20 protein-coding genes are annotated in these 20721 nt (G+C 73.4%); 4 read left to right on the forward strand and 16 right to left on the reverse strand.

Annotated elements, in window-relative coordinates:
- Positions 1–2 precede the first annotated feature (2 nt).
- The 5 genes from O7598_RS24385 to O7598_RS24405 all read right to left on the reverse strand — a co-directional run bounded on the left by O7598_RS24385 (position 3) and on the right by O7598_RS24405 (position 4520).
- Positions 3–236 carry a zinc-ribbon domain-containing protein gene (locus O7598_RS24385; RefSeq protein ID WP_269693608.1) on the reverse strand — a complete coding sequence of 78 codons (234 nt, stop codon included), beginning with the start codon at positions 234–236 and terminating at the stop codon, positions 3–5.
- An 85-nt stretch (positions 237–321) separates the two neighbouring features.
- On the reverse strand, positions 322–1149 hold the full coding sequence (locus tag O7598_RS24390; protein ID WP_269693609.1) for an SRPBCC family protein: 828 nt from the start codon (positions 1147–1149) through the stop codon (positions 322–324).
- Entirely contained in the window at positions 1142–1702 is a 561-nt protein-coding gene (locus tag O7598_RS24395; RefSeq protein WP_269693610.1) for a helix-turn-helix domain-containing protein, read from the reverse strand. The genes O7598_RS24390 and O7598_RS24395 overlap by 8 nt, the downstream gene beginning before the upstream one ends.
- An 89-nt stretch (positions 1703–1791) precedes the next feature.
- Positions 1792–3138, reverse strand: coding sequence for a class I SAM-dependent methyltransferase (locus O7598_RS24400; protein ID WP_269693611.1), 1347 nt, complete (start codon positions 3136–3138; stop codon positions 1792–1794).
- A complete protein-coding gene (locus O7598_RS24405; protein ID WP_269693612.1) occupies positions 3135–4520 on the reverse strand; it encodes an FAD-binding oxidoreductase in 1386 nt (461 codons plus the stop codon). The genes O7598_RS24400 and O7598_RS24405 overlap by 4 nt, the downstream gene beginning before the upstream one ends.
- Positions 4521–4602: 82 nt before the next feature.
- Between O7598_RS24405 and O7598_RS24410 the strand changes: the two genes are divergently transcribed.
- Both O7598_RS24410 and O7598_RS24415 read left to right on the forward strand, forming a co-directional pair.
- Positions 4603–4887: a DUF427 domain-containing protein gene (locus O7598_RS24410; protein WP_269693613.1), complete on the forward strand. Its 285-nt coding sequence runs from the start codon at positions 4603–4605 to the stop codon at positions 4885–4887.
- Between the two features lie 58 nt (positions 4888–4945).
- Positions 4946–5659: an RICIN domain-containing protein gene (locus O7598_RS24415; RefSeq protein WP_269693614.1), complete on the forward strand. Its 714-nt coding sequence runs from the start codon at positions 4946–4948 to the stop codon at positions 5657–5659.
- Between the two features lie 4 nt (positions 5660–5663).
- Here the strand turns inward: O7598_RS24415 and O7598_RS24420 are convergent, their stop codons facing one another.
- The gene (locus O7598_RS24420) at positions 5664–6953 is read right to left on the reverse strand and encodes an MFS transporter (RefSeq protein ID WP_269693615.1); all 1290 of its coding nucleotides are present in this window, start codon (positions 6951–6953) and stop codon (positions 5664–5666) included.
- Between the two features lie 71 nt (positions 6954–7024).
- Between O7598_RS24420 and O7598_RS24425 the strand changes: the two genes are divergently transcribed.
- Positions 7025–8035: a GlxA family transcriptional regulator gene (locus O7598_RS24425; RefSeq protein WP_269693616.1), complete on the forward strand. Its 1011-nt coding sequence runs from the start codon at positions 7025–7027 to the stop codon at positions 8033–8035.
- Here the strand turns inward: O7598_RS24425 and O7598_RS24430 are convergent.
- The 9 genes from O7598_RS24430 to O7598_RS24470 form a co-directional block, all read right to left on the reverse strand.
- A complete protein-coding gene (locus O7598_RS24430; protein ID WP_269694961.1) occupies positions 8000–8476 on the reverse strand; it encodes a hypothetical protein in 477 nt (158 codons plus the stop codon). The two genes, O7598_RS24425 and O7598_RS24430, sit on opposite strands and share 36 nt — an antisense overlap.
- 129 nt (positions 8477–8605) lie before the next feature.
- Entirely contained in the window at positions 8606–9157 is a 552-nt protein-coding gene (locus O7598_RS24435) for a hypothetical protein (protein ID WP_269693617.1), read from the reverse strand.
- A gap of 826 nt (positions 9158–9983) precedes the next feature.
- The gene (locus O7598_RS24440; RefSeq protein ID WP_269693618.1) at positions 9984–11936 is read right to left on the reverse strand and encodes a VWA domain-containing protein; all 1953 of its coding nucleotides are present in this window, start codon (positions 11934–11936) and stop codon (positions 9984–9986) included.
- Positions 11937–11938: 2 nt separating this feature from the next.
- Positions 11939–13381, reverse strand: a complete 1443-nt coding sequence (locus O7598_RS24445; protein ID WP_269693619.1) for a magnesium chelatase — start codon at positions 13379–13381, stop codon at positions 11939–11941.
- Positions 13382–13460: 79 nt separating this feature from the next.
- A complete protein-coding gene (locus O7598_RS24450) occupies positions 13461–14519 on the reverse strand; it encodes a hypothetical protein (RefSeq protein WP_269693620.1) in 1059 nt (352 codons plus the stop codon).
- A 73-nt stretch (positions 14520–14592) separates the two neighbouring features.
- Entirely contained in the window at positions 14593–15243 is a 651-nt protein-coding gene (locus O7598_RS24455; protein WP_269693621.1) for a response regulator, read from the reverse strand.
- Entirely contained in the window at positions 15240–16490 is a 1251-nt protein-coding gene (locus O7598_RS24460; RefSeq protein ID WP_269693622.1) for a sensor histidine kinase, read from the reverse strand. Before O7598_RS24460 ends, O7598_RS24455 begins: the two co-directional genes overlap by 4 nt.
- A gap of 60 nt (positions 16491–16550) precedes the next feature.
- The gene (locus O7598_RS24465) at positions 16551–17048 is read right to left on the reverse strand and encodes a hemerythrin domain-containing protein (RefSeq protein WP_269693623.1); all 498 of its coding nucleotides are present in this window, start codon (positions 17046–17048) and stop codon (positions 16551–16553) included.
- Between the two features lie 5 nt (positions 17049–17053).
- The gene (locus O7598_RS24470) at positions 17054–18022 is read right to left on the reverse strand and encodes an aldo/keto reductase (protein WP_269693624.1); all 969 of its coding nucleotides are present in this window, start codon (positions 18020–18022) and stop codon (positions 17054–17056) included.
- A gap of 65 nt (positions 18023–18087) precedes the next feature.
- Between O7598_RS24470 and mgrA the strand changes: the two genes are divergently transcribed.
- Complete coding sequence (mgrA, locus tag O7598_RS24475; protein WP_269693625.1) at positions 18088–19086, forward strand: L-glyceraldehyde 3-phosphate reductase; 999 nt, start codon at positions 18088–18090, stop codon at positions 19084–19086.
- A gap of 15 nt (positions 19087–19101) precedes the next feature.
- Here the strand turns inward: mgrA and O7598_RS24480 are convergent, their stop codons facing one another.
- On the reverse strand, positions 19102–20691 hold the full coding sequence (locus tag O7598_RS24480) for a CBM96 family carbohydrate-binding protein (protein ID WP_269693626.1): 1590 nt from the start codon (positions 20689–20691) through the stop codon (positions 19102–19104).
- Positions 20692–20721: the final 30 nt, after the last annotated feature.

Raw genomic sequence — 20721 nt, forward strand, 5'->3', positions numbered from 1 at the left:
GGTCAGCCGACCGGGAGGCGCTCGGCCTCGGCGCGGGAGATGTCGTACTGGGCGCCGCAGAACGTGCACTGCTGCGCGTAGCGGGTGCGTACCGGGATCAGCGGGATGAAGAAGAGGCTGAACTTGGTGACCCGCCGGGTGATCACCTGGGCCGCCTGGTTCCCGCAGTGGCGGCAGACCTGGTTGACGACGCCGGATCGGTCGACCTTGGTCCGCAGCCCGAAGATGAAGAACATCGCCCGCCATTACCCACTGGCGGCAGGTGTTAAGCGGGGCCCCCTCCTCTACCTAAAGCGTTAACAGGGGGCCCCTCCTTACACCTCAGAGCCAGATGGGCTGCCAGGCGGGGACCTCGTGGAAGCGGCGCAGCTCGGCCAGGCCCGCCACGGTGCCGGTCCAGGCGGCGTACGGGGGGTTGCCCTCGTCGAAGCCGGACTGCACGAACGTCAGCTTCGTCCGGCCGTCGGACTCGGCCAGCTCCCAGTTGGTCACGCCGGTGGGTCCCCAGTCGACGGAAAGGGCGCGCCCCGGCGTCACGTCGAGCACCTTGGCCGCGTAGCCGGCGTCGAAGCCGCCCATCGCGTAGCGGCCCCCGACCCAGGGCTCGATCCCGATCGGGTAGCCGAACCAGGCGCTGGCCTGCTCCGAGTCGGTCAGCGAGGTCCACACCTTGTCGACCGGCGCGTCGATCAGCAGCTCACCGCGCAGGTCGGCGGAGGTGAAGTCGGTGCGCGGCAGCAGCGGGCGCCCCTCCAGGTGGGCGTTGAGGTTGGCGACGCACAGCGCCCAGTAGGTCTGGAGCGCGCCGCGGATGGTGCTGCCGCTCATCGCCTCCTCGAAGTTGAAGTGGCTCTGCCGCAGCGTGAGGATCGTGGCGTCGCCGTCGGGCGCCAGCTCGAACTCGGTGGTGGTCTCCACCCCGTCGAGCGTCCAGGCGAAGCGCAGCGACTTGTCGTCGACGTGCAGCAGCCGCTGGTGCGGCGCGTCGCCCTCGGGCGTGAAGCGGCCCCAGAACTCGTAGCGCCGAGGCAGGTCGACCTCGGCGTGTTCGGCCAGCCACACGCGCAGCTCGGCCGGGTCGGTGAGGGCCCGGCGGACGGTCGCCACGTCGGCGGCGAGGCGGGCGCGGACGGTCAGCGGCTCACTCATGGTGGTCACCTTTCGGGTAGCAGGCCACGGCGAGTTTGAAGGCGTCTCCCTCGGCGCCGCCGTAGCGGGTGAACAGGTCCCGCAGCGTCGACTGCAGGTCGTGCAGGAATTCCTGGCGCCGCTCGGCGGGCACCCGGATCTCGCCGGACACCCCGATCGAGGGCAGTTCGGGTGCGGCGCGGTCCAGCGCGGCGATGTCGGCCTGGACCTCCTCCATCAGGTCGAGCAGGTAGCCCAGGCTCAGCTCGTCGCGCACCCGGCGCCCGCCGCCGATGCGGCCGACCAGCTTCGGGGAGAGCCAGTAGGACCGGGCGACGGCCTGGTAGATGCCCTCGGTGATGCCGCGCACCCGCCGGTCGGCGACCTGCTCGGCCAGCCCGGCCGCGACCAGTTGCTTGACGTGGTAGTAGACGCGCTGCGGCGTCTGCTCCAGCCGGGCCGCGACCTCGGTGCAGGTGCGGGGCTCGGCGAGTTGCCGCAGGACCTCGATGCGTTGCGGCTTGAGCAGGGCTTCGGCCTGCTCGCGCTCTTCCAGGTACAGGACGTCTCTCATGGCAAAAACAAGTTTGTACGTACAAAACTTCTTTGTCAATAGGAACGACGAGAGGCCGCGCGGTCGGCGCGGCCACTCGTCGGTACGGGTCAGGGCGTCCAGTCGGGACGCAACGGATAGCCGTTGACCCCCTCCGGGCCGTTCTGCGTGGCCAGCACCTGGTGCAACTGGATGCCGTTGCGCTCGAACGCCATCCGGGAACCGGCCATGTAGAGGCCCCACACCCGGGCGGTGCCCGCGCCCACCTCGTTGACGCAGAAGTCCCAGTTGTCGACCAGGTTGCGGCACCAGCCGGCAAGCGTCAGCGCGTAGTGCTGGCGCAGGTTCTCCTCGTGGTGCACCTCGAACCCGGCGTCGTGGATCTCGCTGATCAGCCGCCCCGGGCCGGCCAGCTCACCGTCCGGGAAGACGTACCTGTCGATGAACGCGCCGGAGCGGTGCGGCGCCCGGTTGTCGGCGCGGGTGATGCAGTGGTTGAGCAGCCGCCCGCCCGGCTTGAGCCGGGACCGCAGCGCGCCGAAGTAGGCCGGATAGTTGCGCACCCCGATGTGCTCGGTCAGCCCGATCGAGGAGATCACGTCGAACTGCTCGCGCGGCGCGTCCCGGTAGTCGAGGTGCCGCACCTCGGCCAGGTCGCCCAGCCCTTCCCGCTCGATCGCGGCCTGCGCCCACTCGGCCTGCTCCCGGGACAGCGTCACGCCCAGCGCCCGCACGCCGTACTCCCGGGCCGCGTGCCGGACCATGCCGCCCCAGCCGCAGCCGACGTCCAGCAGCCGCATCCCCGGCTTGAGCGCCAACTTGCCGGCGACCAGGTCGTACTTGGCCCGCTGCGCCTCCTCCAGCGTGTCGCCCGGGCTGTGGAAGACCGCGCAGGTGTACGTCATGGACGGGCCGAGCACCTTCTCGTAGAAGGCGTTCGACACGTCGTAGTGGTGCGAGATCGCGCTGCTGTCCCGGACCTTCGAGTGCCGCAGCCCGGTCATCACCCGCCGCCAGCGCGGCGCCGCCTCCTGCGGCGGGGGCGGCGGCGGTCGCAGCCGCTCCCAGCCCAGCCCCTTGACCAGGGCCACCGCGTCGGCCACCGGCGGCATCCGCAACGGCATCTCGTCCTTGAGCACTCGCAACGCCTCGTACGGGTCGCCCGGGTGCACGCCGTCCAGCCCCAGGTCACCGCTGACGTAGGCGCGGGCCATGCCCAGGTCGCCCGGCGCGGTGAGCAGGTAGGACAGGCCCCGCTCGGTGCGGATCGACAGGGTGATCCCGGCGTCGGCCGGGCCCACCGCGCTGCCGTCGTAGCCGGTGACCCGCACGGGCAGGTCGCCGGTGGTGACCGCGCGGATCACGTCCGCCACGGTGGGTCCGGTGCGCCGGCCGCCCGCCGGCGGCGGTCCGGCGGAGGCGCTCGCCGCCCCCGGTGTTCGGTCGGTCAGACTCATGCTCGGGATACCGCCTTCTCGTACAGTCCGGTGAGTCGGTGATCCGGGTCGTAGCGGTCCTTCACGGCGCGCCAGGTCTCCCCGCCGTAGAGCCGGTCGAACGCGGCCCGGTCGTAGTACGCGTCGGAGTAGAGCGACTTGTGCCCGCCCGACTCCGACACCATGTGCTCGATCCGCCGGTTGACGTCGCCGTCGGCCGCGCCCGCCACGATCGGCACGCTCCCCCAGAAGCCGATGTTCACATACGTCTCGCCCGGCTGGAGCGGATATAACGGCCAGGCCCGGGCCGAACCCGGGCCGGACGGCTCGCGCAGCCGCAGCGGGCAGAGCCACACCGGGTTCATCTTCACGTTCCCGGCGAACCAGCGGAGGAACTCGGGCGTGCGGTCCAGCGGGATCTCCACGTCCTGCACCACGCGCTCGCGCGCCGGCCGGCCCCGCCACCTGTCGACCCGGGCGGCCACCCGGTGCCGGTGCTCCAGCCGCACGATCTTGTGATAGACGTCGCTGCGTCGGTAGCGCTGCGGCCAGAGCCGCCGGACGACCGGGTGCTGCACCCCGAACGCCGCCGAGCACCAGAACCAGTCGGTGTCCCACCGCCAGAGATAGTCGTACGCGGTCAGCACGTCGCGGGTGCGGCGGCGCAGCGAGCGGTAGTAGATCTCCTGCCCGGTGTAGTCGGACGGGCGGCCCTCGGCCTCGTCGGTGAACGCGCCGAGCACCAGGTAGGACTCACCGGGGCTGAACACCACCCCGTCCATCGCGTCGACCGGCTCACCCGCGTAGGCGCCCTTGTCGACCACCTCGCCGATCGCGTCGACCAGCTCCTCCAGCCGGGTGAACCGGATGTTGCGCAGCGCCACGTGCCGGCCCACCGGTTGCAGCTCGATGCGCAGTCGGGTGGTGTAGCCGAGGCTGCCCAGCGAGTTGGGGAACGCCCGGTGCAGGTCGGCGTGCTCGCCCTGGGGTCGGGTGGTGACCAGCTCCCCCGCGCCGGTGAGGACGTCCATCTCCAGCACCGACTCGTGGGGCAGCCCGTTGCGGAAGGAGGTGGACTCGATGCCCAGCCCGGTCACCGCACCGCCCAGCGTGATGGTGCGCAACTGCGGCACGACCAGCGGCATCAGCCCGTGCGGCAGCGTCGCGTCGACCAGATCCTCGTAGGTGCACATGCCCTGCACGTCGGCGGTGCGGGCCGCCTCGTCGACGGCGAGCACGCCGGTCAGCCCGCTCACGTCCAGGCCCGGGGTGCGGGGTGCGGACCGGGGGCGGAAGAGGTTCGAGGTCTGCTTGGCCAGCCGCACCGTCTCGCCGGCGGGCACCGCGGCGTAGGACCGCCGGAGCGCGTCCACCGCCCGTTCATGATCACGGACAGCTCGCATGAGATCACTTTACGCCCGGGTACGACAGTTCGTGGGATGTCCACGGTGGCCGGCGCGCGGCCGCCGGCATAGCGTGGAGGACATGCCGAAAGCCGTCTGGAACGACCTGGTCGTCGCGGAGAGCGACGACACCGTGCTGGTCGAGGGGAACCACTACTTTCCCCGGTCCGCCCTGCGCGAGGACCTGATCCGCTCCTCGGACACGCACACGGTGTGCCCGTGGAAGGGAACCGCCTCCTACTACACGCTCGAACACGACGGCGCCACCAGCGCGGACGCGGTCTGGTACTACCCGGAGCCGAAGCCCGACGCGGAGATGGTCCGTGACCGGGTGGCGTTCTGGAAGGACGTCCAGGTCGTCGACTGAGTCACCGGCCCGCCGGGTCGACTGGCCCTCGGATGCCCCGGTGGGTCAGGATGCCCCCATGGCCGACCCGCACACCGCCCCGCCCGGCACCGTCTACGGGGCCCGCCCCGCCCGTGGCGTCCGCCTGCCCCGGGACCCGCTGATGCGCGTGGCGCTGGGCGTCGCCCTGGTCGGCGTACTCCTGGGGGCCTTCTTCGCCACCGGCGTGCTGGGCGGCGGGGCCGACCGGCAGGTGGTGCCGGCGGCGGCCGTGCCGACCCCGGCGGAGAGCGAGTCGAGCGCGGCCCCGCCGCCGACGACGCCTGCCGCGCCGTCGCCCACGCCCAGCGCCGAACCGACCACGCCCGCCGCGCCGGTCGCCACCCCGAAGGTGATCCGGGGCGTGCCGTCCGGGCGCTGCGTCGGCGTCACCGGCGACGAGCCGGAGGGCGCGCAGGCCGCGCTCGCCGACTGCACCGGCGGGCCGGAACAGCAGTGGGTGGTCACGCCGGTCGCCGCCGACACCTATCTGCTGGTCAACGCGGCCAGCGGCAAGTGTCTGGACGTCAACGCCGCCAGCGGCGACGACGGCGCCGACGTGCTCCAGTGGTCCTGCAACGGGCAGCCCAACCAGCAGTGGAAGCTCAACCCGACCGGCGCCGGCCCGGTGCTCCTGGTCGCCGTGCACAGCGGCAAGTGCGCGCAGGTCGACGACGCCGGCACCGAAGCCGGGCGGGAGCTCGAACAGGCACCGTGCACCGGCGCCGCCGAGCAGCAGTGGGCGCTCGGCTGACCGGTCAGCCCCGATAGCTCCAGGCCCGCCGGGCGGCCGGCACCGGCAGCGCGAACGCCGGCGCGTCACCGCGCCGCCGCAGCAGCAGGGAGAGCCCGGCCGCGCCGACCGACAGCGCGCCGGCCACGTACCAGGCCACCGCGTAGTCGCCGAGCCGGTCGCGGACCAGTCCGGCACCGGTCGCGGCGATCGCGGCGCCCGCCTGGTGCGCGGCGAACACCCAGCCGAAGACCACCGCCCCGGACGCGCCGAACCACTCCCGGCACAACGCCACGGTCGGCGGCACGGTCGCCACCCAGTCCAGCCCGTAGAAGACGATGAAGACCAGCATGCTCGGCCGGGCCGAACCGGCGAACAGGCTCGGCAGCACCAGCAGCGACGCGCCGCGCAACGCGTAGTAGGCGGCGAGCAGCAGCCGCGCGTCGACCCGGTCGGTGAGCCAGCCGGAGGCGATCGAACCGGCGATGTCGAAGAGCCCGACCACCGCGAGCAGGCCGGCGGCGGTCGTCTCCGGCATGCCGTGGTCGTGCGCGGCCGGCACGAAGTGCGTGCCGACCAGCCCGTTCGTGGTCGCGCCGCAGATCGCGAAGCCGCCCGCGAGCAGCCAGAACGGCCGGGTCCGCGCGGCGGCGGCCAGCGCGCCGACCGCGCGGGCCGCCGCGCCGCCCTCCGGCCGCGCCGGCGGGACGACAGCCGTCGCGCCGTAGGCCGGCCGGCCCAGGTCCGCCGGGTGCTCGCGCAACAACCACACCACCAGGGGTACGACCGCCAGCGCGACCCCGGCGACGACGAGCGCCGCCGCACGCCAGCCGTGGTCGCGCACCAGCACCGCGAGCAGCGGGAGGAACACGAGCTGACCGGCCGCCCCGCCCGCGGTGAGCACGCCGGTGACCAGGCCCCGGCGTCGCACGAACCAGCGCCCGGTGACGGTCGCCACGAACGCCAGCGCCATCGAGCCGGTGCCCAGCCCGACCAGCACGCCCCAGCAGAGGATGAGCTGCCAACTCTCGGTCATCGCCACGGTCAGGCCGCTGCCGGCCGCCACCAGCAGCAACGCGCAGGCGACCACCCGGCGGATCCCGAACCGGTCCATCAGCGCCGCGGCGAACGGGGCGGTGACGCCGTAGAGCAGCAGGTTGACCGAGACGGCGGCGGAGATCGTGGCGAGCGGCCAGCCGAACTCGGCGTGCAGCGGGTGCAGCAGCACCCCGGGGGTGGCGCGGAAGCCGGCGGCGCCGACCAGCGCCACGAAGGCGACCGCGGCGACGAGCCAGGCCGGATGCAGTCTTCTCACCCACCGAGTCTCGGACGGCCGGGAGGGGTTGGACGAGTGGCCGGAAAGCCATCGTACGCAATAATCGGGCCATGACCGTCGTACCGCACCGCGTCGCCGTCCTCGCCCTGGACGGCGTGGTCGCCCTCGACCTCGGCACCCCGGCCCAGGTCCTCGGCGCCGCCCGCACCGACGACCGGACCCCGCTGTACGCGGTGACCACCTGCACCGCCGGCGGTCGGCCGATCCGCAGCACCGCCGGCTTCCAGGTGCTCCCCGACCACGGGCTCGACCTGCTGGAGACCGCCGACACGGTGATCGTCCCCGGCATCCACGCCGGGCCGCCGCTCGACGACGGCACGGTGGCCGACGAGGTGGCGACCGCGCTGCGCGCCGCCCACGACCGGGGCGCCCGGATCATGTCCATCTGCACCGGCGCGTTCGTGCTCGCCGCCGCCGGCCTGCTCGACGGCCGACCCGCCACCACCCACTGGGCGTACGCGTCCCGGTTCCGCCGGCTGCACCCCGGCGTACGGCTCGACCCCGAGGTGCTCTTCGTCGACGACGGCCGGATGCTCACCTCGGCCGGGGTGGCCGCCGGTGTCGACCTCTGCCTGCACGTGGTCCGCACCGACCACGGCAGCGCGGTGGCCAACCGGGCGGCCCGGCGCTGCGTCGTGCCGCCGTGGCGCGACGGCGGGCAGGCGCAGTACATCGAACGCCCGGTGCCCCGGGTCGCGGAGACCGGCACCGCCGCCACCCGCGAGTGGGCCCGGCAGCGCCTGCACGAACCCGTCACGCTGCGGGAGCTGGCCGCGCACGCGCGGATGAGCGTCCGCACGTTCACCCGGCGCTTCCGCTCCGAGACCGGGCTCAGCCCGGCGCAGTGGCTGCTCCAGCAACGCACCGAACACGCCCGGGTGCTGCTGGAGACCACCGACCTGAGCGTCGACCGGGTGGCCCGCGACGCCGGCTTCGGCACCACCGCCGCCCTGCGCCAGCACTTCCACACCCGGGTGGGCGTGGCACCGACGGCCTACCGCCGCACCTTCCGCGCGCCCGTGCCGTCAGGCCAGGTGGGGTTGCCGGCGCAGGGCGCGTAGCTGGGTCAGGTGCAGCGGCAGGTGCACCCGGACGTGCAGGTCCAGCGCCCGCCCCCAGGGCAGCGAGTCGTCCACGTCGAGGTCGAGGCCCTCCCGCAGCACGGTCTCCACCGGTGTGTCGGCGGCCGGGCCGAGCCGCTCGGCCAACGAGCAGAGCTTCTGACTGGTGGCCCGCAACAGGGTGGCGAGCCCGTCCAGCCCGCCGCACTCGGAGACCAACGCGTCGAGCTGCGGGCGGTGGACGGTGTCCACGTCGTAGTAGGCGAACGGCGAGCCGGCGAGCACCGCCTCGGTCGCCTCGCTCATCAGCTCGTCGTTGGCGGCGAGGTGCGCGACGATCTGCTCGGCGCTCAGCTCACCCTCCGGCGGCGGCCCGAACCCGCCCGCGTCCACCTCCGCGAGCAGTTCGTCGTACGCCCGCCGCAGGTCGGCGGCGTCCACCTCGTCCATGCCCGCATCCAACCCCGGTCGCCGCCGGCCGCACCACGGCTACCCGGCCCGGTTCACCCGTTCCGGGTACGCGGAAAGGCCGGCACCCGTCGTTCGGGTGCCGGCCTTCACACGTTGTGCTTACTTGGTCCAGTGCTTGTTGACCAGGTCGGTGGCCTGCTTCTCCCACTGGGCGTAGGCGTCGGGGTAGGCGGAGACCTGCACGGTCTGGGCGGCCTTGGTCAGGGGCATGTCCTGCCAGCCGTCGACCTGCTTCAGCCCCTTGAGGAAGGACAGGGTGGAGTACTCGGGGTCGGTGATCTGCTCCGGGGTGCCCCAACCGGAGGAGGGGCGCTGCTGGAACAGGCCCAGCGAGTCGTGATCGTTCTTGTCGCCGAGGTGGCCGAGGTTCTCCAGCTTCGACTCCTGCAAGCTGGTGGCGATCGAAATGATCGCGGCGCGCTCGGGCAGGCCGGCCTTCTTCGTCGCGGCGATGATCGCCTTGACGTTGGCGGTCTGCTCGTCGTTCAGGCTGATGGTCGACTGCTCACCCTGCACCGTGGCGACCGCGACCGGCTTGCCAGCGGCGTGGGCGGGGGTGTCGGCGTGGGCGGCGATCGGACCGGCGAACACACCACCGGTGAAGGCCAGACCAGCGATACCGAGGATGCTCTTGCGCAGGATCGTGTTCATGGTGAGGGCTCCATTCGGGGGTCGACGCACCCGGGGGACGGGGTGCGGGCACCGTCAGGCGCTCAAGAAGTCTTCGGGGGATCCGGCTTGCTCGCGGGGCAGGAGGGTGCCTCGTCGCGGTGCCGGGAGTGTGTGTAACGACCGGGCGGCCACCGTCATTCCCGGGACCGTCACCACGGGGGATGCGGGCTGCGGGGTGCAGTCGGGGGACTCGCGGGGTCGGCCTGCCTCCGGGCGTGGCGGCGCGGGGGTGCGCTCGCCTTCCTCGGTCGTTCACCGGGTTACAACGCCCCGCACCCCGCGACGATTCCACCGCCAGGGTGCCGCCCACCACCCCCGAACCGGACACCTCACCCCATTCGGAACACCCGACGGCGCAGCACCGGCACCCGCGAGCCGCCCGCAACAGCCAGCACGCTCCATCACCCCCCAACCGGAATGCCCCGGGCCACATCCCGACCCCGCAGACACCCACCCCGTTCCACCCACCACAATCCGCCCCACGACTGAAACACCACGGGTGTCTCAACGCCCGGCACACACCCATGGCGTTCCACCCACGCCCGGCAAGCGCCGCGAGTGGAACGCTATGGGTGTCTCACGCCCTCGCAGACACCCACGGCGTTCCACCGAAGCGTCACTGGAACACCCTGACGCCCTCGCAGACACCGGGGACGTTCCACCCGGCACATCCTGAGTGCGTCAGGGCATCAGGGAGGACGGGGCGGGTGGCGCGGGCTGGCGTATCTGCGCGGCCGGGCGCTGCGGTGTTAGGAGGGGGCCCCTCCTATGCAGAATGCGTTAACAGGGAGCCCCTCCTTACACCTCAGCGGCGGCCGTGGCGGGCGCGGAGGTAGTCGGAGACCACGTACTCGCCGAGGTCGCCGAGGTCCGGCGTGAACATGCGGCCCTTCGACCGCCGGGCCACGGCGTCCACGAACCGGCGCAGCCCCGGATCGTCGCCGAGCATGAACAGGTTGAGCGTCGCGCCGTAGCGGGTCAGCCGGTCCACCTCCCGGATCGTCGCTTGGATCGTCTCCGGCAGCGGCGGCCAGTTGAAGTACGCCTCGCCGTCGTCGGGGTCCAGGTGGGCGGTGGGCTCGCCGTCGGTGACCACCAGCACCACCGGCTCGGCGCCGGGGTGGCGGCGCAGGTGCCGGCCGGCCAGCCGCAACGCGTGCTGCAGGTTGGTGCCCTGCTGCATGTCCGGCTCCGCCGCCGCCAACTCCTGCTGGGTCAGCGGCATCGCCTCCCGGCCGAAGCCGATGATCTGCAACGCGTCCTGCGGGAAGCGGGTGGCCATCAGGTGCGACAGGGCCAGCGCGGTCTGCTTCATCGGCCCCCAGCGCCCCTGCGAGATCATCGAGTACGACAGGTCGACGCAGAGCACCACCGCCGCCGACGCGCGCCGCTCGGTCTCCACCACCTCGAAGTCCTCGACCGCGAGCGGCACCGGCACGCCGGGACCGGCCCGGCGGACCGCGCGGGTGAGGGTGCGCACCACGTCCAGCGGCTGCTCGTCGCCGTACTCCCACTGGCGGGAGCTGCCGCTCACCTCGCCGGCCGCGCCCGCCGTACGCAGGTCGTGCTGGCCGCGCGGGCCGGCGGTCAGGTCGGCGAAGACCCGTCGCAGCGCGGTGCCGGCGAGCCGGCGCAGCGCCTTCGGGCTGAGCGTCAGCCCGTCCGCGTCCCGGTCGACCCAGCCCTGGCGGCGCAACTCGCGTTCCAGGTCGCGCAGGCGGCGCACGTCGTCGGCGGCGTCGCGGCCCAGGGTCCGGGCCACCGCGTCTACGTCGACGTCGTCCACTGTGGCGCCGGCCTGGTCCTGGTCGAGGGAGTCCAGCAGCTCGTCGAGTTCGGCGATCTCGTCGAGCGCGCCGGCGGCCTCGCCGTAGCCGAGCGGCTGGTCGCCGCGCACCCGCTCACCGCGCTGCCAGTTCAGGTCGGGGCGCAGCGACCGCAGGTGGTCGTCGAGTTGGGACAGCTCCCCGGCGAGCCGGTCGCCGAGCGACTGCCGCATCAGCCCGGCCAGCTCCTCGCGTTGCCGGTCGGACAGTGACCGCATCAGCCGCTCCCCCGCCGCCGCCCGGCGGGCCAGCACGTCGATCAGCTCCTCGACGTCGCGGGGCTGTTCCGGGAAGAACCGGCCGTGCCGGCGCATGAACTCGGCGAACGCGTCGGTGGTGTCCTCCGAGCGGGCGTGCCGGGCGAGCAGGTCGTTGAGGTCCTGCATCATGTCGGCGAGCTGCTGCTGCGCCTCCGGGTCGGCGGCGGCGCGCGCCGCGTCCCGCAGGCCGGCGAAGCGCTGCTCCAGCACCTCGCCGCGCAGCCCGTCCAGGATGCGCTGGTAGGTCTGGCGTGCCTCGGCGCTGGCCCAGTCGTACCCCGCCAGCTCGGACACCGCGCGGGCGGTGGACCGGGGCAGGTTGTCCAGCATCGCCTCGGCGAACCGGGCGTCGTCGCCGTCGCGGCCCCGCAGCTCGTCCCGTTCCGCGGCGAGCGCCTGGTCGAGCAGCGCCTGGGCCCGGGTCACCGTGCCGTCGAGGTCACCCCGGCGCAACGCCTCCCGGCGCAGCCGGCGGGCCCGGGCGGCCAGGTCGGCCAGGCCGCCGCGCCCGTCGGGGCCGCGCCGCAGCAGGTCCCGCAGCGCCTCCCGCAGGCTGCCGCCGTTCAGCACCTCCGCGCCGACCGCGTCCACCGCGGCACGCACGTCGTACGGCGGGGCGAGCGGGTCGGGTCCGCCGCGCCACTGCCCGTACCGGAACCGGTTGCCGGCCACGGTCAGCCCCGGCCGCCGTAGACGGTGCGCCCGGCGTCGGTGACGTCCTTGCCGAGGCGGCGGGTCAGGTGCAGCCCTTCCAGGACGAACTCGATCCCGGCGGCGGCCTCCTCCGGGCTGGGCGCGTCGCCGAGGCCGAGCCGGTCGAGCACCTTGGCCAGCCCCGGCACGGTGCCGACCTGGCGCAGCAGCTCCGCCGAGGAGACCAGCTCACCGGTCTCCACCACGGCGCCCTCGGCGACCAGCGCGGTGAAGCCGGACAGGTCCAGCCCGGCCAGCCGGGCCCGGAACGTCTCGGCGGTGGCGGTCCGCAGCAGGTGCCCGAGCACCTCGATCTCGCGCCCCTCCTCGCCGCTCTCGAACTCCACCTTCCCGCGCAGCGTGGACGTCACCGACGCGGCGTCGCCGACGCGCGCCACGGGCGCCTCGGGCGAGCCTGGGCCGGCGGCGAGCAGGCCGGAGCGGCGCAGCGCGGCGGCGGCGACGGTTTCCGCGGCGGCGACGGCGAACCGGGCGGACACCCCGGAGCGCGGGTCCACCGACGGTGACTCGCGCACCTCGCGGGCGAACCGGGCGAGCACCTCCAGCACGTGCTCCGGCACGCCGGCGACCAGGTCGGCCTCCTGCCGGATCAGGGCCAGCTCCAACTCCAGGTCGAGCGGGTAGTGGGTGCGGATCTCGGCGCCGAAGCGGTCCTTGAGCGGGGTGATGATCCGGCCCCGGTTGGTGTAGTCCTCCGGGTTGGCGCTGGCCACCAGCAGCAGGTCCAGCGGCAGCCGCAGCTGGTAGCCGCGGACCTGGATGTCGCGTTCCTCCAGCACGTTGAGCAGCGCCACCTGGATCCGTTCGGCCAGGTCGGGCAGCTCGTTGACGGCGAAGACGCCCCGGTTGGTGCGGGGCACCAGCCCGAAGTGGATGGTCTCCGGGTCGCCGAGGGTGCGCCCCTGGGCGAGCCGCACCGGGTCGACGTCGCCGATCAGGTCGCCGACGCTGGTGTCCGGGGTGGCGAGCTTCTCGCCGTAGCGCATCGAGCGGTGCAGCCAGCCGATCGGCAGGTCGTCGCCGGCCGACTCGACGAGTGCGCGCGAGGCCGGGGTGAGCGGGTGCATCGGGTGCTCGTTGAGCACCGAGCCGGGGAGCACCGGCGTCCACTCGTCGAGCAGCGCGCCCAGCGAGCGGATCAGCCGGGTCTTGCCCTGCCCGCGCTCGCCGAGCAGCACCATGTCGTGGCCGGCGAGCAACGCGCGCTCGACCTCGGGCAGCACCGTGTCCTCGTAGCCGACGATGCCGGGGAAGCGCTCCTCGCCGGCGCGCATCCGGGCGAGGAGGTTGTCGCGCAGCTCCTGCTTGACCGTGCGGTAGTGGTGGCCGGCCGCGCGCAGCGCGCCGAGCGTGCCGGGCAGCTCGGCGGGCGGGACCGGGGAAACCTGGGTGTGAACGCTCACCCGCCCACGCTAGCTCAGATTTCCCGCACCGCCCGGTGGTCGGTCCCGCCCCGTGACCGGGACCGACCACCGGGGGCGGTCAGTGCCCGCAGCGGCGGCAGACGCCGCGGCGGCGCAGCAGGTAGGCGTACGTGGCCGCGCCGAGTGCCACACCCCAGAGCGGCCAGAGCAGCATCGGCAGCGTGGTCAGGCTGAACCCGCCGGTCAGCTCCCAGAACCGGGGTGCGGTGACCAGCCCGAGGGAGCCCGCGGTGACGGCGAGCGCGACGAGCGTGGCGGGCACCACGGCGAGCGACACCGGCACCCGGCGGCCGGCCAGGCCGACCATCCACCGGGGGAACCGCTCGCCCCAGGGGCGGACCAGCCCGAGCGTGAGCACCGCCCCGGCTATCGCGAAGGCGCCCAGTCCGGCACCGGCCCAGACGATGCCGCTGTCGTGCATCTCGTCGAGGAAGTCCCGCGAGATGCCGAGCGGGATGCCGGCGGCCCAGGCCAGCCGGGTGAGCGCGTACAGGGTGGGGATGACCGCGGCGGTCCAGGCCGCCCAGCGGCCCCAGCGGTTCGCGGCGGCCGCTGTGGTCCAGCCGCGGTCCGCGTCGTCGCGGCCGCAGGCGGCACAGGCCCCGGCGGTACGGCGTTGCCAGCCGAGCACCGCCAGCGCGAGCAGCACCCCACCGGCCATCGCGGCGGTCTTGCACAGCAGCGTCCAGGTGAACACGTCGGCGTAGTCGACCGGCGGCCAGCCGAACGGCGCGCCGACGAGCAGGATCGGCGCGTAGCCCAGCGTGATCAGCACCCGGGTGTCCGGCACCACCACGGCCAGCACGAACGCGACCGTCCAGCCGTAGCCGAGCAGCAGCGCGCGCAGCGGCCGGGACGGGTGGGCGACCGGACCGGCCATGGCCAGCGCGACGACCGCGGCGGTGAGCAGCAGCGCCGCGAACAGCGCCGGCCCGACCGACACCGGCACCAGCCGGAGCAGGTTGACCGGGCGGTCCCGGTCGTGGTCACCGAACGGGTAACCGGCGCCGGTCACGGTGGAGATCAGGGCGAGCACGCCCCAGAACGCGAGCCAGCCGGCGGCGAGCGGCGCGGTCCGGGACCGGTGACGGGTCGGTACGAGCAGCGTGGCGGTCATGGTTCGAGCCTCGGCTTTCGCCGCGCCGGAACCCTCCCGGGCCGGGGTGAAGCGTCTCCCCCGGCCGGGGGACTCAGCCGGTCGGGACCACGAACCCCGACTCGTAGGCGGCGATCACCGCCTGGGTGCGGTCCCGCACCCCGAGCTTGGCCAGCACGTTCCCGACGTGCGTCTTGACCGTCTCCACGCCGAGCACCAGCCGGGCGGCGATCTCCGGGTTGGACAGTCCGGCCGCCATCAGCCGCAGCACCTCGCCCTCCCGTTCGGTCAGCCGGGCCGCGTCCAGCCGGTCCCCGCCGCGCCGCCCGTACGCGCCGACGAGCTGTCGGATGGCGGCCGGGAAGAGCAGCGACTCGCCGGCCGCCACCACCCGGATCGCCTCCACCACCTCGCCCGGGCGGGCCCGCTTGAGCAGGAAACCGCTGGCGCCGGCGCGCAGCGCCTCGTAGACGTACTCGTCGTTGGCGAACGTGGTGACCACCAGCACGCGCGGCGGGTCGGTGGACGCGGCGAGCAGCCGGCGGGTGGCCTGGATGCCGTCGATGGCCGGCATCCGCACGTCCATCAGCACCACCCGCGGTCGCAGCTTGGCCACCAGCGGCGGCACCTCCGCGCCGTCCGCCGCCTCCCCGACGACCCGCAGGTCGGGCTGGGCGTCGACGATGGCCCGCAGGCCGACCCGGATCAGCTCGTCGTCGTCGACGATCAGCACGTCGATGGTCACCCGCTCTCCTCCCTGGGCGCCGGCAGCGTGGCCCGGACCCGCCACCGTTCCTCCTCCGGGCCGGCGTCGAGCCGCCCGCCGAGCAGCAGCACCCGTTCCCGCATGCCGTCCAGCCCGCGCCCGCCGCCGGTCGCCCGGGTGGTGCCGCGCACGGCGTTGACCAGCTCGATCTCCAACCCTTCCGGGGGTACGGCGACCCGCAGCGTGACCGGCCCGCGGCCGTGTCGGGCGGCGTTGGTCAGCCCCTCCTGCACGATCCGGTAGCCCTCGCGGGACACCACGGCGGGCAGCGCGTCCAGCGGCCCGTCGACCCGGGACTCGACGACCAGCCCGGCGGCCCGGGCGGCGGCGACGAGCCCGTCCAACCCGGCCAGGGTGGGTTGCGGCGCGGTGGGCGCCGGCCGCCGGCCGGAGTCGGTCTCGCGCAGCAGCCCGAGCACCTGGTCGAGGTCGTCCATGGCCCGCCGGCTGGTCTCCTCGACGGCCCGCAGCGCCCGCCGGCTGAACTCCGGGTCGGTGTCGAGCAGCTCCCGCGCGGCGCCGGCCTGGAGCGTCGCCACGGTCAACGCGTGCCCCACCGAGTCGTGCAGCTCCCGCGCCAGCCGGTTGCGCTCGGCCAGCCGCACCGCGCGGGCCTCCAGCGCGGCGATCCGCTCGGCCTGGGCCGGGCCGAGCAGCACCGGCGCCATCGACGCGGCGAGCGCGCCCAGCCCGGCCACCGCGTAGCCGAGCGCGACCAGCACGGCCATCCCGGCCAGCCCGGCGGGCACCGGCCGGGCCGGGTCGAACGGGCCGAACCGCTCGTCCGATACCGCGCCGACGTCCACCCCGGCCAGCCCCGCGACGAAGACCAGCGCCATCGGGAACGCGCTGATCGCGGCGAACAGCACCGCCGCGCCGGTGCCCAGGTGCATGGCGATCCAGAGCGCGGCCCGTAGCCGGGTCTCCCGGTCGACGCGGTGACCCGGCAGGGGTTCCGGCAGGTCGACCGCGAGCAGCGCCCGGGCGGCGGCGATCTCCAACGCCCGGCTGCCGGCCAGGAACACCGGCACCACGGCCAGCCCGGCGCCGACCAGCAGCAGCCCGAACCCGAGCGGGCGCGGCACCTCCGCCGTGGTCAGCAGCTGCCCGAACGCCACCACCAGCAGCACGTACGGCAGCGCGAGCACGCCGCCGAGGAGCAGGAACACGGCCCGCCGCCAGGTGCTGCCGCGCACCAGCGGCGCGAACACACCCCGGACCGTCATCCGGTCATTGTCCCGCCGCCGCCCGCCGCGCGACTCCCCCGCGCCGGGGAGATCGGGCCGTCAGCGGTGGTCGCGCACGTAACCCTGCGGGTCCTTGTCGCGGAACTGCAGGTTCCGGCCGTTCTTGTGCTCGCCGTAGAAGGTGAGCCAGCGCGCCCCCAGCTCGGCGCGCAGTTCCACGCTCGCGTGCCGGCGGAAGTCGGGCAGCGCCTCGTCCTCCTCCTCGGCCAGGTGCTCGCTGTTCTCCTTGCGCGCCTCACCCACGGCCGCCCACCAGGCGTCCGAGCCGACCTCGTGCAGTTTGGCCTCGGCGATCGCGTCGCGGATCTTGTTGTGGTCGCCGATCGCGTCGGCGGTCTCGTCCTCGCCGTCGTCGCCGTGCTTCACCAGGTGCGGATAGAGGATGGCCTCCTCCGCCTCGGCGTGGATGTCCAGATGCAGGGCGAGCGCCTCCCAGATCGCCAGCATCTCGGCCGGGTCACGGGCGTCGTCGAGCCGGGCGAAGCCGCGCCGGAAGGCGGCGTGGTCGTCCAGGATCAGTGCGGTGATGTCGTCCATGCGGTTCACTTCCCCAGTCGGGCGCGGATCAACCGGGGCACCGCGGCCAGACCAGTGACCGGCCGGAACGCGTGTGCGGCGGCGACCAGCGCGGCGTACTCGTCGTCGGCCAGGTCGATGTCGGCGGCGGCCGCGTTGCGTTCCATCTGCTCCACCCCGGACGCGCCGGGGATGGCCACCACGTTCGGGTGCCGCAGCACGTAGGCGAGCGCGATCTGGCTGGGCGTGGCGTCGTGCGCGTCGGCCACCTCACGCAGGGTGGCGATCAGCTGGGTGCCGCGCGCCAGGTTCTCCGGCAGGAAGTACGGGTTGGCCCGGCGTACCGCCCCGGCCGGCGGGTTCGTGACGTCGTAGCGGCCGGAGAGGAAGCCCTGCGCCAGCGGGCTGTACGCGATGACGATCCGGCCGGCCTGTTCCGCGTACGGGATCAGGTCCTCCTCCGGGCCGCGGTCGATCATGCTGTAGCGGACCTGGTTGCTCAGCACCCGGCGGCCCAGCGCGGCCTCGGCGAACCGCCACCGGCGCAGGTCGTAGTTGCTGACGCCGACCTCGCCGACCAGCCCGACGTCCTGCAACGAGCGCATGCCGCGCATGGTGGTGGTGTCGGCTACCACCGGGTTGGCCTGGTGCACCTGGTAGAGGTCGATGCCGTCGACACCGAGCCGGGCCGCGGAGGCGACCGCCCGCTGCTGCACCACCGGGGCGACCGGGAGCAGCGGGAAGATCTTGCTGGCCACCACGACCTTCGCCCGGTCGTCTCCCAACGCCGCGCCGAGGATCCGTTCGCTGCGGCCGAAGCCGTACAGCTCGGCGGTGTCGAAGAGGGTGACCCCGAGGTCGAGCGCCCGCCGCACGATCTCGGCCGCGCGGCGCTCGTAGTCGGGGCCGTAGCCCCACTCCCGGGAGCCGAACTGCCAGGTGCCGAGGCCGATCTTCGAGATGGGCTTGGGGGTGTCGAGCCGCACGAAACGCATGCCGACGACGCTACCCGCGGCGGTGGCACCGCACGCCTGTTCGCCGGTCGCGGCAGAATGATCGGGTGACCTACCTCGCCAGCGACGCCCGTTACGACGACATGCACTACCGGCGCAGCGGCCGCAGCGGGCTCAAGCTGCCCGTCATCTCCCTCGGCCTGTGGCACAACTTCGGGCCGGACCGGCCGTTCGAACGGCAGCGTGACATCGTCCGCCGCGCCTTCGACCTCGGCATCACCCACTTCGACCTGGCCAACAACTACGGCCCGCCGCCGGGCGCGGCGGAGGAGGCGTTCGGCCGGCTGCTCGCCACCGACCTGAAGCCCTACCGGGACGAGCTGGTGGTGTCCAGCAAGGCCGGCTACCTGATGTGGCCCGGCCCGTACGGCGAGTGGGGCTCCCGGAAGTACCTGATCTCGTCGCTGGACCAGTCGCTGCGCCGGATGGGCCTCGATTACGTCGACATCTTCTATTCGCACCGGTTCGACCCGGACACTCCGCTCGAGGAGACGATGGGCGCGCTGGACACGATCGTCCGGTCGGGCCGGGCGCTCTACGTCGGCATCTCCAACTACGACTCGGAGCAGACGCGGCGGGCCGCCGAGATCCTCCGCGGCCTGGGCACGCCGCTGCTGATCAACCAGCCGTCGTACTCGATGTTGAACCGCTGGACGGAGTCCGACGGGCTGCTGGACACGCTGGCGGAGGTCGGCGCCGGCTGCATCGCGTTCAGCCCGCTGGCCCAGGGCCTGCTCACCGACCGCTACCTGGGTGGCATCCCGGCCGACTCGCGCGTGCGGACCAGCGTCTTTCTCAACGAGAGCGACCTGGACGAGGCGACGATGGCGACGATCCGCGCGCTCGCCGAGGTGGCCCGGCGGCGGGGCCAGACGCTGGCCCAGCTCGCCCTGGTGTGGGCGCTGCGGGACCCGCGGATGACCAGCCTGATCATCGGCGCGAGCAGCGTCGGCCAGTTGGAGGGCAACGTCGCCGCGTTGGACGGCCTGGACCTGGCCGGCGAGGACCTGGCCGAGATCGACCAGATCCTCGCCGGGGCGCGGTGACCCGTCCGGTGGTGGTCAGTGGAAGACGGTCCCGGTGCCGGCGTCCCGGATCGCGCTCACCCGGTTCGGGGTGAACGTGTTGCCCGGCCCGACGATCGTCGCGTCGCAGCCCTCGGTGATATAGAGCCCGTAGCGTTGCGTCTTGACGGTCTGGTCGTCGATGGCCACGTCCCCGCTGACCAGCGTGTCGACGCAGGGCACCCCGGTGGCGGTGGTGACCCGGATGCCGTCCCGGTTCGGCGTGACGTTCGCGTTGTTGGTGATGTGGTTGTCGACGACCCGGTTGTCGGTGCCGCCGTTGACGTTGACGCCGTCCTGCCCGGCCTGGTCGATCACGTTGTCGCTGATGACGTTGTGGTCGGCCGTCTTGTTCGGTTGGTCGGCGGTGGACGAGGCGCGGTTGACCTGGATGCCGTGCCCGCCCACATTGGTGATGGTGCAGCCGGTGACCGTGTCCCCGCTGGTTGCCAGCAGTTCGACGCCGTCGCTCTGGGCGCCGCTGATGACGCAGTCCCGCACGGTGTTGCCCATCGACACCCAGCTCTGGTTCTTGCCGTCGAACACGATGCCCCGCCCCCGGGAGGCGGTCACCCGCACCCGCTCCACGACCATGTTGTTGCCGTCGTCGAAGTCGAGCGCGTCGCTGGTGCTCCGGAACGCCCCCTCGGCCGAGACCGCGAGGTCCCGGACCATCACGCTGTCCCACCCCTTGGTGTTGAACGGCTCGGTGTCCCCGGCGCTGGAGTTGTCGTTGCGGATCAGCGTGTCGTACATGCCGGCACCGACGAAGGTCACCTTGCGAATACCTTCCAGTTTCATGTACTCCGCGCCAAAGTCGAACGTGCCGGCGCCGAAGCGGACCGTGCCGCCGCCGAGCCGGTTCAGCTCGACCACGGCGCTCTCCAGCACCGTCTTGAGGCTGCCGGTGTAGGTCTCGCCGGTGACGTCGGAGGCCGCCTGGTAGGTCACCGCCCCGAGCCGGCTGACCACGTACGGCGACGGATTGGGTGGGGACGGCGTGATCAGTTGCGGTTTGTTGGTGCCCTCCCGGCTGGTCACCCGCAGGCCGGTGTCGTTGGTGGTGGTGAGCGCCAGAGTCACCGGCCCGTTCCCGGTGACGATCGACGAGACGCTCACCGACACCCAGGTGTCCGCGCCGACGGGTCCGCTGCGGACGGTCGTGGCACCGATGGGCGGCGCGTTGGCGTAGGTGATCGTGCTCTCGTCCCAGGTGTTGTCGGAGACGGGGTGGATGTCCACCCCGGTGCTGCTGGCGGTCTCCACGTAGAGCCGCAGCACCGCCGTGGGGTCCGAGCTGACGCCGGTGACGTCGAACCGCAGGTAGGCGACCTGCCGGGGCACGGCGTCGACCCGGAGCGACGTGGTCCGCCCCGCGTTGGCCGTCGGACGGGAGGCGTCCACCCAGGCGTCGGCCACCGGGTTGAGCGTGACGGCGTCGGTCGCCCGGGCGACCGCCGCGGCGGTGGTGGCGTGCGGCTTCGGCCGGCCGGCCTGCGCCGCGGTGGTGGGCGGGATGACGGTGGCGCCGGCCAGGACGAGCATCGGGGCCACGAGTCGGAGCAGGGATCGGGATCGAGTTGTCATTGCTCCTCCAGAACGGTGTGGAGGGTGGCC

The organism is Micromonospora sp. WMMC241 (assembly GCF_027460165.1).
GTDB classification, from domain to species: domain Bacteria; phylum Actinomycetota; class Actinomycetes; order Mycobacteriales; family Micromonosporaceae; genus Micromonospora; species Micromonospora humi.

What these genes read in the sequence shown, in the direction of transcription:
- O7598_RS24390 (WP_269693609.1), bottom strand. Translation starts at nt 1,149, where the DNA reads ATGAGTGAGCCGCTGACCGTCCGCGCCCGCCTCGCCGCCGACGTGGCG.
- O7598_RS24450 (WP_269693620.1), bottom strand. Translation starts at nt 14,519, where the DNA reads ATGACCGCCACGCTGCTCGTACCGACCCGTCACCGGTCCCGGACCGCG.
- O7598_RS24480 (WP_269693626.1), bottom strand. Translation starts at nt 20,691, where the DNA reads ATGACAACTCGATCCCGATCCCTGCTCCGACTCGTGGCCCCGATGCTC.
- O7598_RS24425 (WP_269693616.1), top strand. Translation starts at nt 7,025, where the DNA reads ATGACCGTCGTACCGCACCGCGTCGCCGTCCTCGCCCTGGACGGCGTG.
- O7598_RS24385 (WP_269693608.1), bottom strand. Translation starts at nt 236, where the DNA reads ATGTTCTTCATCTTCGGGCTGCGGACCAAGGTCGACCGATCCGGCGTC.
- O7598_RS24405 (WP_269693612.1), bottom strand. Translation starts at nt 4,520, where the DNA reads ATGCGAGCTGTCCGTGATCATGAACGGGCGGTGGACGCGCTCCGGCGG.
- O7598_RS24410 (WP_269693613.1), top strand. Translation starts at nt 4,603, where the DNA reads ATGCCGAAAGCCGTCTGGAACGACCTGGTCGTCGCGGAGAGCGACGAC.
- O7598_RS24415 (WP_269693614.1), top strand. Translation starts at nt 4,946, where the DNA reads ATGGCCGACCCGCACACCGCCCCGCCCGGCACCGTCTACGGGGCCCGC.
- O7598_RS24460 (WP_269693622.1), bottom strand. Translation starts at nt 16,490, where the DNA reads ATGACGGTCCGGGGTGTGTTCGCGCCGCTGGTGCGCGGCAGCACCTGG.
- O7598_RS24435 (WP_269693617.1), bottom strand. Translation starts at nt 9,157, where the DNA reads ATGAACACGATCCTGCGCAAGAGCATCCTCGGTATCGCTGGTCTGGCC.
- O7598_RS24470 (WP_269693624.1), bottom strand. Translation starts at nt 18,022, where the DNA reads ATGCGTTTCGTGCGGCTCGACACCCCCAAGCCCATCTCGAAGATCGGC.
- O7598_RS24465 (WP_269693623.1), bottom strand. Translation starts at nt 17,048, where the DNA reads ATGGACGACATCACCGCACTGATCCTGGACGACCACGCCGCCTTCCGG.
- O7598_RS24395 (WP_269693610.1), bottom strand. Translation starts at nt 1,702, where the DNA reads ATGAGAGACGTCCTGTACCTGGAAGAGCGCGAGCAGGCCGAAGCCCTG.
- O7598_RS24400 (WP_269693611.1), bottom strand. Translation starts at nt 3,138, where the DNA reads ATGAGTCTGACCGACCGAACACCGGGGGCGGCGAGCGCCTCCGCCGGA.